We start from the raw sequence: 15547 nt of genomic DNA on the forward strand, positions 1-15547 counted from the left end.
ATGTCGATCTTCCTTGACTCCGATTCCAAGGTCATCGTCCAGGGCATGACCGGCTCGGAGGGCATGAAGCACTCCCAGCGCATGCTCGACTCCGGCACCCAGGTGGTCGGTGGCGTGAACCCCCGCAAGGCCGGCACCGAGGTCGAGTTCGAGGGCGGCGCGTCCGTCCCCGTCTTCGGCTCCGTCGCCGAGGCCATCGAGAGCACCGGGGCCAACGTCTCGGTCGTCTTCGTGCCCCCGCGCTTCGCCAAGGCCGCCGCGGTCGAGGCGATCGAGGCGGGCATCGAGCTGCTCATCGTCATCACCGAGGGCATCCCGGTGAAGGACTCCGCGGAGTTCGTCAACCTCGCCCTCGCCAGCGGCACCACGCGGATCATCGGCCCCAACTGCCCGGGGATCATCAGCCCCGGACAGTCCAACGCCGGGATCATCCCCGCCAACATCACCGGTCCGGGCAAGGTCGGGCTGGTGTCGAAGTCCGGCACCCTGACCTACCAGATGATGTACGAGCTGTCCGATCTGGGCTTCACCACCTGCATCGGCATCGGCGGCGACCCGGTCATCGGCACCACGCACATCGACGCCCTCGCGGCGTTCGAGGCGGACCCCGAGACCGAGGCGATCGTGATGATCGGCGAGATCGGCGGCGACGCCGAGGAGCGCGCCGCCGCGTTCATCGCCGAGAACGTCACCAAGCCGGTCGTCGGCTACGTCGCGGGCTTCACGGCGCCGGAGGGCAAGACGATGGGCCACGCCGGCGCCATCGTCTCGGGCTCGGCCGGGACCGCGCAGGCCAAGAAGGAGGCCCTCGAGGCCGCGGGCGTCAAGGTCGGCAAGACGCCGACCGAGACGGCCGAGCTGCTGCGGGAGATCGTCCGGGCGAGCGCCTGACACGACCCCCTCACGGAAGGCCCCGATGCATCGCATCGGGGCCTTCCGTGCATCCCGGACGCGGTGATCGCGAGGGGCGGGCGTCCGTCGGTGCCCACGACTAGACTCGGCGGGACGCTCCGGGCCGCGGGTCCGGGGCACAGACCATCCCCGGCGCACAGGAGCAGACGTGAGCACCGACCTCATCGACACCACCGAGATGTACCTCAAGACGGTGTTCGAGCTCGAGGAGGCGGGGATCCCGCCCATGCGCGCGAGGATCGCCGAGCGCCTCAGGCACTCCGGGCCCACGGTCTCCCAGACGGTGGCCCGCATGGAGCGCGATGACCTCCTGCACCTCGACGAGGAGCGCCACATCCACCTGACGCCCAAGGGCGCGGCGATCGCCAAGGACGTCATGCGCAAGCACCGCCTGGCCGAGCGCCACCTGCTGGACACCATCGGGCTGGACTACGCCCATGTCCACGAGGAGGCGTGCCGCTGGGAGCACGTCATGAGCGCGGAGGTGGAGCAGCGCATCGCCCATCTCATCTCCCCGCCGTACCTCGACCCGTACGGGAACCCCATCCCGGGATTGGACGAACTGGGCATCGATGTCAACGAGAGCGGCGTCACACCGGTGGGTCAAGATGCCTCCAAGGCGCTCTCGCCGCTCGGGGACCTCGACCTCTCCCAGGGACCTGTCGAGGTGGTGCTCGACCGGATCGGGGAGAGGGCCCAGAGCGATGTCGAGCTCCTGCAGGATCTCGCAGGTCACGGCGTCGTGGCGGGGGCTCCGCTGGCCGTCGAGAGGGTCGTCGACGAGGTCCGTCTGCGTGTCGCCGGACACGATCCGACCATCATCCCGCGGGACGTCGTGGGCCAGCTCACGGTGCGCGTCGGGACGGCTCGGTAAAGGGAGCGTCAAGACCTTCTCCAGACCCTTTCAGGAGGGCCGGAACGGCCCGCGCATCCCCCTAAAGTCGTAGTCGTGCCGCAGGAGGATGCGGTCGCCGGCCCGGGATCCCTCCCGCACCTGGGTCGCAGCGAAGACTTGTGAGACGTCGGCGGGGAGGGCCTCAGGGCCCGGGTTATGGAGATCGCATCGTGTCGAACCGCAGCAGCAACACCCACCGCCGCGCCATCCGGACCGTGACCCCCGTGGTCCGGATCGGTCGGAACGCGGCCGGTGCCGCGATCACCGCAGGCCTCCTGGTGGGCGGCGCCTCGGGCGCCCTCGCCGACGGCGGGGTCGACCAGGCCGCCGGTGCCCCGGGCGCCGTCGCCACCACCGCGAAGGCCGCCCCGGCGGTCGCGCTCCCCGCCTCGACCGCGGGCGGCTACGGCTACGCCTCCGCCGCGTTCACCGCGAAGAAGAAGCCGGTCGTGACGCCTGCTCCCGCCGTGGAGCGCGAGAACGCCGACGAGAACGAGGACTCCTCCTCCTCGACCCGTGAGCGTACGAACCGCACCGCCGATCGCGATCAGGCCGACGAGCAGACCACCGCTCAGCAGAACGCCGACGAGCAGGACTCCGCGGACTCCGAGAAGAAGGCCGCGGCGACGAAGGACGAGGCCCCGGCCGAGCAGTCCTCCGCCAAGGGCAGCTCGATCGTCGAGACCGCCCGCAACGGCATCGGCGTCCGCTACGTCTACGGCGGTTCCACCCGCGGCGGCTGGGACTGCTCGGGCTTCACCGCCTGGGTCTACGCCCAGCATGGCGTGAGCCTGCCCCACTCGGCCTCCGGCCAGAAGTCCCAGGGAACCGTGATCTCCAAGTCCGAGGCGCGCCCCGGCGACCTCGTCTACACCCCGGGTCACATCGGCATCTACGCCGGCAACAACACGATCATCGACGCCGGCACGTCCGTCAAGGACACCTCCGAGCGCAAGATGTGGTCCGCCAGCTGGACCTTCGTCCGCGTCGGCTGATCCTCCCTCCCCCGCATCGACACGGGCCCGTCTCCTCGGAGACGGGCCCGTTCTCGCGTGCGGCACGTGGGACCTTCGAGCTCGTCCCCTCGCTAGGCTGAGGCGCATGGACACCGTGCGCGACATCCTGGCCGGCGTGCTCGCCGTGGCCGCGGCCGTGATGCTCACCCTATGGGCACCCGCGGCCTGGGTGCGGGACACCGTCGTCGACGAGGCGGGGTTCCTGTCCGTGGCACAGCCCCTCGGCAGCCAGGACTCCTTCCGCACCGAGGTCGCCGACACGGCGGTCACCGCGGTCCTGGACGAGATCGACGTGCCGCGACCCGTCCGCTCCCTCGTCCAGCCGGCTCTCCAGGACGCCGCACAGTCCCTCGCGCGCGACCCGGTCTTCGGGACCATCTGGGACGGCTCCATGAAGGACCTCCACACGGCGATCATGTCCCCGCAGGGCGGGGCGGTCACGGCCGACCTGAACCCGTATGCCGACGCCCTCCTGAAGCCGGTCTCCGAGCGTCTCGGGATCACGATCGACCTGCCCGAGACCGACGCCCTGTCGCTGACCATCGTCACCGTGCCGGCCTCGCCGTGGGCGGGGCGCCTGCAGGCCGCCGCGGATGCCGCGAGCTGGATCGGGTGGGCGGGGCTCGGCGCGGCCGTGCTCTCGGTCCTCGTCGCGTCGCGCCGGGGCGTCCTGGGCTTCGTCCTGGGGCTCGTCGTGGCCCTGGGCGGCGTCGCGCTCCTCGCGGGATCGAGGGTCGCGGGGATCTTCGTGCCCACCCGCGTCGCGGACAGCCCGATCCTCGGCTCGCTCGTCGAGGCGTTCGAGCAGCGTCTGGCCGCGGACCTGCTGGCCCCGGCGGTGATCGTGATCGGCGGGGGAGCGGCCGTGATGGCTCTGGCGATCGTGGTGATCGGGGTGGCTGCGGGGAGGCGGCGCGATGCGGCGGACTGAAGCCGGCGATGCAGCCTGCGCCCGGCATCGATCGTCCGCCGTCGCCGGTGGAGACTCGACGGCGCACGACGGTGTGCGACGTCGCGGTGGGTGCCCCCGGCGCGATTCGAACGCGCGACACCTTCTTTAGGAGAGAAGTGCTCTATCCCCTGAGCTACGGGGGCCCGGGCCGACGGGACGCTCCGACAGCCCGGACGAGTCTACGGCACTGCATGCGGGTGCTCGTGCGGCGCCGGGGCGCGCACGAGCCGCGGACGCCGTGCGAACGGGAGCGCAGGACCTGGCCCGGACCAGGGGCGCAGGACCCGGAGCGCACGGTGAGCGGCTCGCGGACATGGCCGACCCCGCACACCGAGCACGATCGGTGCGAGGATCGTCCTGATCGGCCCGGTCCGCCCACCCGATCACCCAGCACTCAGCACGGTGCACGCCTGCTCGCCCACCTGTTCCCCCACTTGTCGGAGGCTCCACCCATGAGGATCGCGCTCGTCCAGCTCACCCCCGCGCAGGAGGCGTTCCGCAACGCCGACCTCGCGGTCGACGCCATCGCCGACGCCGCCCGCCGTGGCGCTCGCCTCGTCGTGCTCCCCGAGGCGACGCTCACCCCCTTCGGGACCGACCTCGCCGCGGCCGCCGCCGCCCAGGCCGACGTCTTCGACGCGCGGGTGACCGAGGCCGCGGAGCTCCACGACGTCGTGGTCGTCGTCGGGAGCTTCGCGACGGCGCCGCACGCCAGGGTGCACAACCGGGTCATCGTCCGCGGGCGCGGCGTGCACGCGGACTACGACAAGATCCACCTCTTCGACGCCTTCGGCACGCGCGAGTCCGACACGGTGGCGCCGGGGACGGAGCTTCTCACCGTCGACGTCGACGACCTCCGCATCGGGCTCGCCACCTGCTACGACGTGCGCTTCCCCGAGCAGTTCCGGGCCCTGGCCCAGGCCGGTGCGGACGCCATCGTGCTGCCCGCGGCCTGGGGCGACGGCGAGGGCAAGCTCGAGCAGTGGTCGCTGCTGGTGCGCGCCCGCGCCCTCGACGCGACCGCGTACGTGCTCGCGGCCGATCAGGCGCCGCCGGAGGGCGATGCACCCGGCCCCCGGGGCGTGGGGCACAGCACCGTCGTCTCGCCGCTCGGGGCGGTGCTCGGGGAGCTCGGCCGGGAACCGGGCGTGCTCCTCGCGGACCTCGATCCCGCCGTGGTCGCGAGCGCGCGGGAGACCCTGCCGGTGCTCCGTCACATCGTGCCCCTCTCGTCGCTCGACGTCGAGGAGCGTGGCTAGGCTGGTCCGGTGCCAGCACTTCCCGCCTCCGCTCCCACGGCCCCCGGGCCCGTCCGCCGCGTCTCCCCGCTCGTCGTCGTGCTCCAGCTCCTGGGGGCGCTGGCCCTCGTGCTCGTGCCGACGGCGGCCCTCGCCCACGATCGGCTCGTGTCCTCGGACCCCGCCGACGGCTCGAGCGTCGAGACCTCGCCGACGGCCGTCACCCTGACCTTCTCCGACACGCCGCTGAGTGTCTCGCCGGTCGTGCGCGTCACCGGTTCCGACGGGCAGACCGTCTTCGACGGCGCCCCGACGATCGTGGACACGCAGGCCACGGCCACGCTCGAGCGGCCGCTGCCCGCGGGGACCGCCACCGTCGAGTGGCGCGTGGTCTCCGCCGACGGGCACCCGATCGAGGGCAGCTTCACCTTCGAGGTCCTCCAGGCCACGCAGCCGTCCGCCGCTCCGACCGTGTCGCCGTCCTCCGAGAGCGCCGCAGCAGCCACCCCGGCGGCCTCGTCCGGCACCACCGAGCAGAGCACGGTCGCCGAGCCGAGCGCGTCGGCGACGGCCGAGGCCGCGAGCACCGGCGGCGGGCTCAGCCCCGCGGTCATCGCGCTGATCGCCGTCCCCGTGGTCGTCGTCCTCGGTGTCGCGGCCTGGTTCCTGCTGCGCCGGCGCGGCCCCCACCAGGACTAAACCCTCCGCGCCGGTCGGATCCGGCGGCGCCGGTCGGGCCCCACGGCGTCGTTCGGGTCCTTTGGCGCCGTTCCGATCTCACAGCGTCGTTCCGACCACTGTGCGGCGTCCCGATCCCGCCGGGCGGGTCGGATGCAGGCGTTGCACGTCGTGCGCGCCACGCCCGTGGTCGCGCCGCGCCCCGGACGACACGGAACCCCCCACCCGTGACGGGTGGGGGGTTCCGTGCCCCCTCACGGGGACGGAGTCACGCAGGACCCCGGGCGCTCAGTGGCGTCGACTCACTTGTCGTCGCCGGTGCCCAGGAAATCCTTGGCGCTCGTGGCACCCTGGTCGATCCCGCCGTCGAGCTGGTCGGGAGCGAGGTCCTGCGCCTTCTTGTTGGCGCCGTCGATCGCATCGTTGGTCTGATCCTTGTGATCGCCGGCGAAGTCCTTCGCCTTGTTCAGTGCATCATCGAAACCCATGGTGTTCTCCTTCTGTCGTGGAAAACGCTCCGGGTCCGGAGCGATGCCGTCACGCTAGAACCTCCGTGCCGTCCCGACAACCGGAGATGTCCTCCGCGGACATATGTGCATGTTCGCGCGGTTCTCGAGACACAGGGCATCAATGTCACGCATAATGGGTGCGTGAACACGCAGATGAAGCCCCGGGACAAGAGTGGTCGTTGGGACCACATCCTCGCGCAGCTCGCCCAGGACCGGCGGCTGTCGGTGACCGCGGTCGCCGAGGACCTGGGGATCAGCGAGTCCACCGTGCGACGCGACTTCGTGGAGATGGAGCGGGCCCAGCTGGCACGTCGCACCCACGGCGGTCTCGTCGCGATCGATGTCGCGTACTCCCTGGCCGCCGGGCCGCGCAGTGCCGACGTCGAAGGAGCCCGTCGCGAGCAGGTCGCCGGGGCCGCGTGCGACCTCGTGCGCCCCGGACAGATCGTCGGGTTCAACGGCGGCCGCACCACCTCGGCGACGGCTCGACGTATCGTCTCACGCCCGGAATTCGAGGGTCGGGACGGCGTCGCCGGGCTCACCGTCGTGTGCGCCGCGCTGAACATCGCCATCGAGTCGGTGCTGCGGCCCTCCGTGCGCACCGTGGTGCTCGGCGGGGTCGCGGAGCCGCATTCGTTCGAGCTCACCGGCCCGCTCGCGGCGGCCACCATGCGCGACCTCTGGCTCGACGTCATGTTCGTGGGCATGATCGGCATGGACCTCGAGGCGGGGCTCACCTGCCATTCCGACGCGGAGGCCGGGGTCACCCGCACGATGATCGGGCACGCCCGTCGCGTGGTCGGCCTCGCCACCGCCGACAAGCTCGGGATCCGGGCCATGGCCGGGATCTGCTCGCTCGGGGCTCTGACCGATCTGGTGGTCGCGGGCGAGGTGCCCGAGGACTTCCGTCGCGACCTCGCCGAGCACGAGGTCCGACTGCTGCAGGTCTGAGCCGGACACCCTCGGAGCCACCCCGGGGTGAAAAGTCCGTTCCGTCCGAGGTGGCGCCCCTCGCGCCACGGTGGCCACGGCACGCCTGCACGATGCCGCGACAGCACCCCGGTAGCCTCGGGACGTGATCTGGAAGTTCTCGCGAGACAAGCGCCGCGCCGCGTCCCCGGCGCCCTCCCCGGCCCCTGCGGTCGAGGAAGCTCGCCCCGGCGACCCGGACGTCCGCGCGGGCGACCCGGACGCCTCCGCGACGCCGTCCCCGCGTCGCGCGGGGCACCCCGGGGCGGATGCGTCCGACGGCGTCGACTTCGAGGTCAGTCGCACCCAGGGCCATGCCCGCGCGGATGCCGTGCCCGATCAGGACGAGGACGAGCTCCCGCACCGTCGCCTCGACGACCGTCCGCTCAGCCGCGCCGACCGTGTCGGCGAGGCGCTGGACCGCTGGTCCGCGCCCCTGACGCTGGCCTCGCAGGGGCCGTCGTTCCTCTCCCAGCTGCGCGCGGGCGATCACGTCCTGGACCTCACCCACTCCCACCCCTCGGGCCTGGCCCAGCTGCTCGCCGGGCGGGGCGCCACGCGGCTGTCGTCCCTGGTCCGCGAGGTCGGCGCCCTGGCCGATGCCCGCGGGCACGCCCGCGCGCTGCGGGAGACCGCCGAGCGCCAGGCGGAGGAGATCGGCCTGACCACCTGCCACCTGGCGATCGGGGAGGCGACCTGGCAGCCCGAGGATGGCGGCGAGCCCGTGCACGCGCCCGTGCTCGTGCGGCCGATCACCCTGCGGCTGCGCGGCAACGCCCGCGAGGACATCGAGCTCGAGATCGACGCGACCGTCGACGTGAACCCCGTGCTCCTGCGCGCGCTGCGCGAGGCAGGCGTGGCCGTCGACGCGCGGGCGCTGCTGGCCACGACCGACGGCCCTTACGGCTTCGACCCCAACCCCGTCCTCGACGCGTTCCGGGCGCTCGGCGAGCCGCTGCCCGGCTTCCGGGTCACCCACGCCCTCGTGGTCGGCAACCTCATGGACGCCGTCGGCCCCCTCGCGCGGGACCTCTCGAGCGAACGAGCCGACTGGGTCGAGCACCCGCTGGTCGCCGCCATGGCCGGGGATCCCGGGGCACGCGAGGCCCTGGCCGCGGACGCCGACGAGGAGCCCGCCGCCCCCGTGCCCGAGACGGATCTCGTGGCCGCCGTCGACCCCGACCGCCAGCACGCGCTCGAGCAGGTCCTCGCCGGTCGCCACGTGGCGCTGTCGACACCCCCGGGGACCGACGCGAACGATCTGGTCGTCGACCTCATGGCAGAGCTCAACGCCCGCGGACGCAGCGTCCTGGTGGTCAGCCAACGTCGCCGCAGCCTCTCCCAGATCGCCGCGCTCGCCGAGGAGCGCGGCCTCGCGGACCTCCTGTTCGACCTCTCGCCGGACCCCGCCCTGCAGCGCACCGCCTCCGAGTCACTCCTGACCTCCCTGCGCCGCGCGGGATCCTTCCGCGCGGGCTCCTCGCTCGAGGAGTCACCCGCGCTGCGGGACGCGAGGGACACCCTCGTCGGCCACGTCGAGGCCATGCACCGGGTGCAGCAGCCCTGGGGCGCCTCCGCGCACGACGCGATCTCGGCGCTCGCCGCGCTCACCCGGAGCCGCCCCGCGCCGCGCACCACCGTGCGCCTGTCCGCGGAGGTCGCCGCGCGGATGATCGGCGAGGAGCGGGCACGGTTCGCAGTGCTGCTGCGCGAGGCCGCGGAGGCCGGCGCGCTGTCCACCGGGCCCGAGGACACGGCCTGGTTCGGCGCCACCATCACCACCGACACCCAGGCCCGCCGGGCCCGCGAGCTCGTCACGGAGCTGCGGGAGGAGATCCTGCCCCCCGTGCGGGAACGGGTCGCCTCGGTGTCCGGGGACCTGGGGCTGCGGGAGGTCCGGGACCTCGCCGCCCTGCACCGCCGCATCGCCCTCCTCGAGCGTGTCCGGACCGTCCTCGTCAGCTATCAGGGCGCCGTGTTCGCCGCGCCCCTGGAGGACCTCGCCGCGGCCACGGCAGACAAGACGTGGCGCGTCGAGCACGGTGTCGAGATGCGCTGGGGCGCGCGTCGCAGGCTCCGCAAGCAGGCGCTCGAGCTGGAGCGCCCCGAGGCCGAGGTCCCCGATCCCCATGCCGTCCTGGCCGAGGCGCGCCGGGTGCGCGAGGCCTGGCGCAAGGAGACCGCCTCGGCGGGCGCTCCGCCCAGGGTCCCGCCGCACCTGGACCGCCTGAGCCGGCTCGCCGAGCGTGCACAGCGGGCGTGCGACGAGCTCGCGGTGCTCCTGGACGGGACCATCGCCGGAGGTGAGCTGGCGACCGAGGACCTCGGGATCGTGGCCGCCCGCCTGGACGCCCTGGACGCCGACAGCGGCTCCCTGGCTGATCTTCCGCGCCACACGACCCTGGTGCGCAGGCTCCGCTTCGACGGGCTCGGCGAGCTCGTCGACGACCTCCGCGACCGTCGCGTGTCCGCGTCCCAGGTCTCCGCCGAGCTGGATCTCGCCTGGTGGCGCAGCGTGCTCGAGCTCATCGCCGGGGCCGAGCCCAAGATCTCGACGTACGACGGCACCTCGCTGTCGCGCGTCGCCGAGACCTTCCGCCGCCTGGACGCCGAGCACCTCGCGGAGTCCGCCGACCGGGTGCGCACCGCGAGCGACGACGTGCTGGTCAAGACCATGAAGCGCTTCCCGGACACCTCTCGGTCCGCGATCGCCGAGCTGTCGCGCTCCTCGACCACTTCCGTGCGGGACCTCGCCGCGAAGTACGAGGACATCCTGTTCCGAGCGCGCCCCAGCTGGCTCGCCTCGCCCTACCTCGTGCCGCAGATCGTGCCGCGCGGCACCCACTTCGACGTCGTGATCGTGGCCGATGGCGGGCGCCTGCCCACCTGGGCCGCGCTCCCGGCGATCCTGCGGGCGCGCCAGACGGTGATCGTCGGCGATCCCCTGGAGTACGCCGGCGAGGACCACCCGGTCCTCCTCGACGACGTCCGCGACCTCGTCCCCTCGCTCGCGCTGCGCCGCGACCCCCACCCGGCGACCGGTGGGGTGCGGGCCTTCGCCCAGCGTCGGGCCGCGGGACCGGGTGTCCTCGCGGCGCCCAGCCCCACGGTCGCCGAGCCGGACCGCCTGGTCCTCGTCGAGGCGGCCCGGGGGCTCGTGACGCCCGGCGCCGAATACGTCGAGAGCACCGAGGCGGAGCTGCGTCGCGTGACCGACCTCGTCATCGAGCACGCCCGCACGCGGCCCGAGCGGTCCCTGGGCGTCATCACCTTCACCCCGGCGCACGCGCAGGCCGTGCTCGAACGGGTCCTCAGCACCGTCGGCGTCGTGCCGATGCTCCGGGGCTTCTTCGACCCGGACTCGGAGGAGTTCTTCACCGTCGTGCCCGTCGCCCACACCCCGGGCCTCGTGCGCGACGACGTGATCGTCTCGCTCGGGTTCGGGATGACCCCGCACGGACGGCTCATCCACCACTTCGGCCCGATCTCCGGGGACCACGGGCGCAAGGCCGTGGTCTCGGCGCTCACCCGCGCGCGCGGCCGGACGACGGTCGTCTCGGGACTGCGGGCCGAGGACCTCGACGTGTCCCGCCTGCGCACCGAGGGAGCCCAGGACCTCCACGACCTGCTCACCTACCTGTACACGGGGGAGGACCCGCTCGTGACCGGCCGCGATGCCGCGCACGACGCCGATGCCCCGGCCGCCGGGATCTTCACCGCGAGCAGCGCTGCGATCCGCACGGCGGAGCCGGACGGGGCCGAGCCGGTGGATGCTCCCAAGGGCGCGGAGGCGGAGAGGGAGGTCTCGACCTCCGCGGACGATGCGACGATGCTCCGCCCGGATGGTGCCGAGCGCCCGAGCGCGCCGGCGTCCGCGCAGGGCGGCGGCGCGGTCGCGGTGGGGTCGACGCCCGCACCGGACCTCGTGACGGGCACGGACGACTCGAGCCCCGTGCGCGATGCAACGACCGCAGATGGCACGACCCCGGCGGACACTGCCGAGGACCTGGACCCGTCGGTGACGTCCGACGAGGTCCCGAGGACCTCCTCCGACGTCGACCCGGGAGCGCCGGATGCCGTCGCGGACGACGGGACCGCGGACCCCGGCCCCGCGGAGACCACGCCATCCGAGGACTCCACGGAGGGCCCGTCCGGCGACGTCTCGCCGATTGCCGAGGGGGACGGCGACGCCGCGCCGGATCCCGACACTGATGGCGTGGTGCCGATCGCGCCTGGCGCCACCGTGGACGCGGCGGGTGCCCTCGTGGCGGACCTCGCCGACCGGCTGTGGCGCCTGGGCCTGGTGGTCGAAGCGGACTTCGGGCAGACCGAGGACCGGATCGAGCTGGCGCTGGGCCACCCCGACCTCCCGGGACGGTTCCTCGTGGCCGTCGACACCGACGGTCCGCGTTACGTCGCCACCACGAGCCAGCGGGAGCGTGATCGCCTGCGTGCCGAGCGGCTCGAGGGCATCGGCTGGCACCCCGAGCGGGTGTGGTCCTGGGCGCTGTTCATCGATCCCGAGGGCGAGGCCGACCGCATCCGGCGCGCCGTCGAACGGGCGCTGACCGCCGTCCAGGACGAGGACACCCCGGAGACGCCGCGCGGCGTGGGCAGCGCGCCCCACCGCGTGCCGCGTCCGCAGATCGCCGCGGGCCGACCGCTGTCCTTCTACGCGACCGAGGACTTCGACGCGGTGGTGGAGTACATCTGCTCCGACGGTCGTGCCCGGCTCGAGGACCAGCTGGCGGGCGAGGTCCGAACCTTCCTGGGCTTCGAGCGACGCTCCGTGCTGCTGGACGTCGCGGTGGCGTCGGCGGTCCGCCGCTACCAGGAGCGACTGTGAGCACGGGCTCGACGGGCTCGACGGCTGATACGGGTGGGGAGGGGGTTTCCGCCGGGGCAGCACCGCACCGTGTGGTGATCTCCTCGCTCACGGGCCGCCCCATCGCGTGGAAGGACGACTCATCGTCGGACCGCCGCGACGGAGCCGGTCCCATCGTCCCGGATCGTGCCGCCGAGGACGCCCCGGAGCCGGGCCAGGACACCTCCAACGACGACCGGCTCACCCGCGACGTCCCACCGCACTGGGGCACCGGGAGCTGACGGGACCGAAGTGCGATGCGCCGCCGCACCGGCGCCCCGGCGATATCGCATTCGACCGTCCGTGATCGGTCCGCTGCACGAGGACGACGGGAATGGGCTTCCTGCCTGGCACGTGCGGGCGACGGGAGCCGGGATCTTGCCCGTCTCGTGCGGGCGACGGGAGCCGGGATCTTGCCCGTCTCGTGCGGGCGACGGGAGCCGGGATCTTGCCCGGCACGTGCGGGCGACGGGAGCCGGGATCTTGCCCGTCTCGAGCGGGCGACGGGAGCCGGGATCTTGCCCGTCTCGTGCGGGCGACGGGAGCCGGGATCTTGCCCGTCTCGTGCGGGCGACGGGAGCCGGGATCTTGCCCGTCTCGTGCGGGCGACGGGAGCCGGGATCTTGCCCGGCACGTGCGGGCCGCGGGGTAGGGGATCCTGCCCGGCGACGTTCCGAAGGATGCCCCCGCCGTGGCGCGGCGGGATGGGTCAGATCGAGGTGCCGAGCACCTGCCGCACCACGGCGGCCTGCGAGGGACGCATCCGTGCCAGCGCCTCTGCGGGAGGCAGCAGGGCGGCGTCGGTGATCTCGAGGCGTTGGAGGTGGATAGGCGCCTCCTGGATCGCCACGGTCCCCAGGCACCAGATCTCGATGCGCTTGACGTAGCCGGTAGACACGCGCGCGACCTCCAACGAGCTCGGGACGAGGCCGCACTCCTCTGACAGCTCACGCCGGGCGGCCGCCTCCGGGGACTCCCCGTACCGCATGTGGCCGGACGGGCACCCCCACCGATTGCCGTGCCAGAAACGGTTCTCGAGTAGGAGGATCCGGCCATCGGGGGAGCGCAGCACCGACACCACGCCCACGAGGAAACGCGGCTGCGTCCACAGCACCACCCTGAATCGCACGACGTCCCGGAGGCGGCGGAGCACGGCGGTGAGCATGCGGGGGAGTCTAGGCGGTGGCCCGGAGAATCGAGCGCGCGAGCATGCCACGGCGGCTTGCGCGTGAACTGGGCGTGGTGCCCGGTGGTGGGGGGCGTGCACCGGCGTCGCGAGGCCTGTGTCCTCGCCCTACCCGTGCCCGTGGCCGTGCGCGTGTCGGGGTCCGGCGTGCAACAACCTGACTCCCAGCGCCCGAACCCTCGATTTTCGGATGCCGTGGGCCTGTGGAGTCAGGTTGTTGCACGGACACGCCCGCCAGCGACCGGAACCCGACTCCACGGCGACCGCCGCCTCCGGCCGGCTTCGATGCGCACTTCGGTCCCGGCGCCCCGGCGGGACCTGGCTCTCATGCTGGCGACCCGCATTCGCGCGCGAGGCGACTGCCCGCGCCCCTGACAAGCCTCGGCGCTCGCTATGGCGACCGGCGCCCGGCCGGGCCATGCCGCTCGCCCGCGCCCCTGACATGCCTCGGTGCTCGCCATGGCAACTTGCGCCCGGCCTGGCCATGCCGCTGGCCCGGGCAACCTGCGCCCGGCCTGGCCACGCCGCTGGCCCGGGCAGCCTGCGCCCCGGTAGGCGACCTGCACACGGACTCGCGCGGACTTCCCGCACGCCGCCTGATGCATGCCCGGCGCCCGCGTTCCCTCACGGCACCCACGTCGCACCGTCCGACTTAGGCTGGTGCCATGAGCACCGACGCCACCGACCCCCACGCCCACGGCCCCCAGGCCACCGCTCCCGACCACGACGCCCCCCACCACGACGCTCCCCACGCCTCCTCCGGTGCCGCCGTCGATCCCGCCTCGCTGCGTCTGGTCGTCCTGGGCGCGGGCAACATGGGCGGTGCCTTCGTGCGCGCGGCCCGGGCCGCGGGGGTACCCGCCGACGGCGTGCGGATCGTCAACTCGCGCGAGGAGTCCTCGCGACGCGCCGCCGAGGACCTCGATGCGACGGCCGGAACCCTCGCGGACATCGCCGGCGCGGACCTGCTGCTGATCGGCATCAAGCCCTACCAGCTCGCCGCCGTGCTCCCCACGGTGCGCGAGCACCTGCGGGACTCCACCCTCGTGGTCTCCCTCGCCGCAGGCGCGACCCTCGCGTCGCTGGCGGAGACGCTCGGCGGGCACCGGCAGCTCGTCCGGGCGATGCCGAACATCCCCATGTCCGTGGGCGAGGGCGTCACGCAGGTGGTGGCAGGTCCGGACACCGACGAGGAGGCGCTGGACCGCCTGCGGGCCGTGCTGTCCGCCTCGGGTCTGGTCATCGAGCTGCCCGAGGACAAGGTCCACGCCGTGATCGGTGCCGCGGGCAGCGCGGTCGCCTTCGTGTACACCGTCGTGGACGCCATGGTCGACGAGGCCGTGCGCCAGGGCATCCCGCGCGCCGATGCCCAGAGGATCGTGATCCAGACCGTCAAGGGCGCCGCCCAGCTGCTCGAGACCACAGGGGAGCACCCCGCCGTGGCCCGCGGCAACGTCATGAGCCCCGGCGGGACGACCGCCGAGGGCGTCGCGGCCCTCGAGCGGCACGGTCTGCGACCTGCGCTCGCCGCCGCGATGGACGCCGCCGCCACGCGTTCGCGGGAGATGGCCGGGGAGTGAGCGCAGGGCTCGGCGACGTCTCGCTCGGGCCGCGCACGGCCGGAGCCGCGTGCGCGGCGATCCCGATCAGGGCCGGTTGGCGAACCGCTCGATGAGCTCGGTGTGGCCGGACACGATGAGCAGGTCGTGGCGGGTCACCATCGTCTCCGGGGTCGCGTACGTGAAGTCGCGGCCGGGAGACTTCACGCCCACGATCGTCACCCCGTACTTCGAGCGGATGTCGGACTCGGCGAGGGTGAAGCCGACGGTCTCGCGCGGGGGCCGCATCTTGACGATCGCGAAGCCGTCGTCGAACTCGATGTAGTCGATGAGGCGGCCGTTGACGAGGTGGGCCACCCGCTGACCCGCGTCCTTCTCGGGGAACACGACGTGGTGGGCCCCGATCCGCTCGAGGATCTTGCCGTGCGCCTGGGAGATGGCCTTGGCCCAGATGACGGGGCGGTCCAGGTCCACGAGGTTCGCGGTGATCAGGACGCTGGCCTCGATGGAGGTGCCGACGCCGACGACGGCGACCCCGAAGTCCGCCGCGCCCACCTGCTGGAGGGCGTCGAGGTTGGTCGCGTCGGCCTGGACGACGTGCGTCAGGTGACCGGAGAACTCCTGGACCAGCTCGGGGCGGGTGTCCATCGCGAGCACCTCGGTGCCCAGCTCCTGGAGGGTCAGGGCGATCGACGCGCCGAAGCGCCCGAGCCCGACCACGAGCACACCGCTGTCTCGACTGCGTTCGGACACGCGCACTCCTTCGGTC

At 73.2% G+C, this 15547-nt stretch carries 13 protein-coding genes and 1 tRNA gene; 10 read left to right on the forward strand and 4 right to left on the reverse strand.

Features of this window, described 5'->3' with window-relative positions; translation table 11 throughout:
• The 4 genes from sucD (at window position 1) to ACT3TZ_RS05120 (ending at window position 3754) form a co-directional block, all read left to right on the forward strand.
• Window positions 1–891, forward strand: a complete 891-nt coding sequence (gene sucD, locus ACT3TZ_RS05105; RefSeq protein WP_444582316.1) for a succinate--CoA ligase subunit alpha — start codon at window positions 1–3, stop codon at window positions 889–891.
• 169 nt (window positions 892–1060) lie between these two features.
• Window positions 1061–1786 (forward strand): metal-dependent transcriptional regulator, encoded by a 726-nt coding sequence (locus tag ACT3TZ_RS05110; protein WP_444582317.1) that lies wholly within the window; start codon window positions 1061–1063, stop codon window positions 1784–1786.
• A 191-nt stretch (window positions 1787–1977) separates the two neighbouring features.
• Window positions 1978–2802 carry a C40 family peptidase gene (locus ACT3TZ_RS05115; protein ID WP_444582318.1) on the forward strand — a complete coding sequence of 275 codons (825 nt, stop codon included), beginning with the start codon at window positions 1978–1980 and terminating at the stop codon, window positions 2800–2802.
• A 106-nt stretch (window positions 2803–2908) separates the two neighbouring features.
• A complete protein-coding gene (locus ACT3TZ_RS05120) occupies window positions 2909–3754 on the forward strand; it encodes a hypothetical protein (protein ID WP_444582319.1) in 846 nt (281 codons plus the stop codon).
• Window positions 3755–3845: 91 nt separating this feature from the next.
• Here the strand turns inward: ACT3TZ_RS05120 and ACT3TZ_RS05125 are convergent.
• A tRNA-Arg gene (locus ACT3TZ_RS05125) sits at window positions 3846–3918 on the reverse strand.
• A gap of 309 nt (window positions 3919–4227) precedes the next feature.
• Here ACT3TZ_RS05125 and ACT3TZ_RS05130 point away from each other — a divergent pair.
• Together ACT3TZ_RS05130 and ACT3TZ_RS05135 are read left to right on the forward strand one after the other, a co-directional pair.
• Window positions 4228–5034 carry a nitrilase-related carbon-nitrogen hydrolase gene (locus ACT3TZ_RS05130; RefSeq protein ID WP_444582320.1) on the forward strand — a complete coding sequence of 269 codons (807 nt, stop codon included), beginning with the start codon at window positions 4228–4230 and terminating at the stop codon, window positions 5032–5034.
• Between the two features lie 9 nt (window positions 5035–5043).
• Window positions 5044–5712: a copper resistance CopC family protein gene (locus ACT3TZ_RS05135; protein ID WP_444582321.1), complete on the forward strand. Its 669-nt coding sequence runs from the start codon at window positions 5044–5046 to the stop codon at window positions 5710–5712.
• Window positions 5713–5993: 281 nt separating this feature from the next.
• Here ACT3TZ_RS05135 and ACT3TZ_RS05140 read toward each other — a convergent pair whose 3' ends face one another.
• Window positions 5994–6179, reverse strand: coding sequence for an antitoxin (locus ACT3TZ_RS05140; protein WP_444582322.1), 186 nt, complete (start codon window positions 6177–6179; stop codon window positions 5994–5996).
• 162 nt (window positions 6180–6341) lie between these two features.
• On the opposite strand from ACT3TZ_RS05140, the gene ACT3TZ_RS05145 reads away from it, so the two are divergent.
• From ACT3TZ_RS05145 to ACT3TZ_RS05155, 3 genes are all read left to right on the forward strand, one after another.
• A complete protein-coding gene (locus ACT3TZ_RS05145) occupies window positions 6342–7151 on the forward strand; it encodes a DeoR/GlpR family DNA-binding transcription regulator (RefSeq protein ID WP_444582323.1) in 810 nt (269 codons plus the stop codon).
• 124 nt (window positions 7152–7275) lie between these two features.
• Window positions 7276–12015, forward strand: a complete 4740-nt coding sequence (locus ACT3TZ_RS05150) for a DUF4011 domain-containing protein (RefSeq protein WP_444582324.1) — start codon at window positions 7276–7278, stop codon at window positions 12013–12015.
• Window positions 12016–12089: 74 nt separating this feature from the next.
• Window positions 12090–12275, forward strand: a complete 186-nt coding sequence (locus ACT3TZ_RS05155) for a hypothetical protein (RefSeq protein WP_444582325.1) — start codon at window positions 12090–12092, stop codon at window positions 12273–12275.
• A 467-nt stretch (window positions 12276–12742) separates the two neighbouring features.
• On the opposite strand, the gene ACT3TZ_RS05160 is transcribed toward ACT3TZ_RS05155, so the two are convergent.
• Window positions 12743–13198, reverse strand: a complete 456-nt coding sequence (locus ACT3TZ_RS05160; protein ID WP_444582326.1) for an NUDIX hydrolase — start codon at window positions 13196–13198, stop codon at window positions 12743–12745.
• Between the two features lie 686 nt (window positions 13199–13884).
• Here ACT3TZ_RS05160 and proC point away from each other — a divergent pair.
• On the forward strand, window positions 13885–14799 hold the full coding sequence (proC, locus tag ACT3TZ_RS05165; protein ID WP_444582327.1) for a pyrroline-5-carboxylate reductase: 915 nt from the start codon (window positions 13885–13887) through the stop codon (window positions 14797–14799).
• A 66-nt stretch (window positions 14800–14865) separates the two neighbouring features.
• On the opposite strand, the gene ACT3TZ_RS05170 is transcribed toward proC, so the two are convergent.
• Window positions 14866–15531: a potassium channel family protein gene (locus ACT3TZ_RS05170; RefSeq protein ID WP_444582328.1), complete on the reverse strand. Its 666-nt coding sequence runs from the start codon at window positions 15529–15531 to the stop codon at window positions 14866–14868.
• Window positions 15532–15547 lie beyond the last annotated feature (16 nt).

The sequence above is a fragment of the Brachybacterium sp. AOP25-B2-12 genome, from assembly GCF_052378625.1.
In the GTDB taxonomy this organism is placed as follows: domain Bacteria; phylum Actinomycetota; class Actinomycetes; order Actinomycetales; family Dermabacteraceae; genus Brachybacterium.

Coding starts and splice junctions, on each gene's coding strand:
- sucD (WP_444582316.1), top strand. CDS start 1: ATGTCGATCTTCCTTGACTCCGATTCCAAGGTCATCGTCCAGGGCATG.
- ACT3TZ_RS05130 (WP_444582320.1), top strand. CDS start 4,228: ATGAGGATCGCGCTCGTCCAGCTCACCCCCGCGCAGGAGGCGTTCCGC.
- ACT3TZ_RS05160 (WP_444582326.1), bottom strand. CDS start 13,198: ATGCTCACCGCCGTGCTCCGCCGCCTCCGGGACGTCGTGCGATTCAGG.
- ACT3TZ_RS05140 (WP_444582322.1), bottom strand. CDS start 6,179: ATGGGTTTCGATGATGCACTGAACAAGGCGAAGGACTTCGCCGGCGAT.
- proC (WP_444582327.1), top strand. CDS start 13,885: ATGAGCACCGACGCCACCGACCCCCACGCCCACGGCCCCCAGGCCACC.
- ACT3TZ_RS05120 (WP_444582319.1), top strand. CDS start 2,909: ATGGACACCGTGCGCGACATCCTGGCCGGCGTGCTCGCCGTGGCCGCG.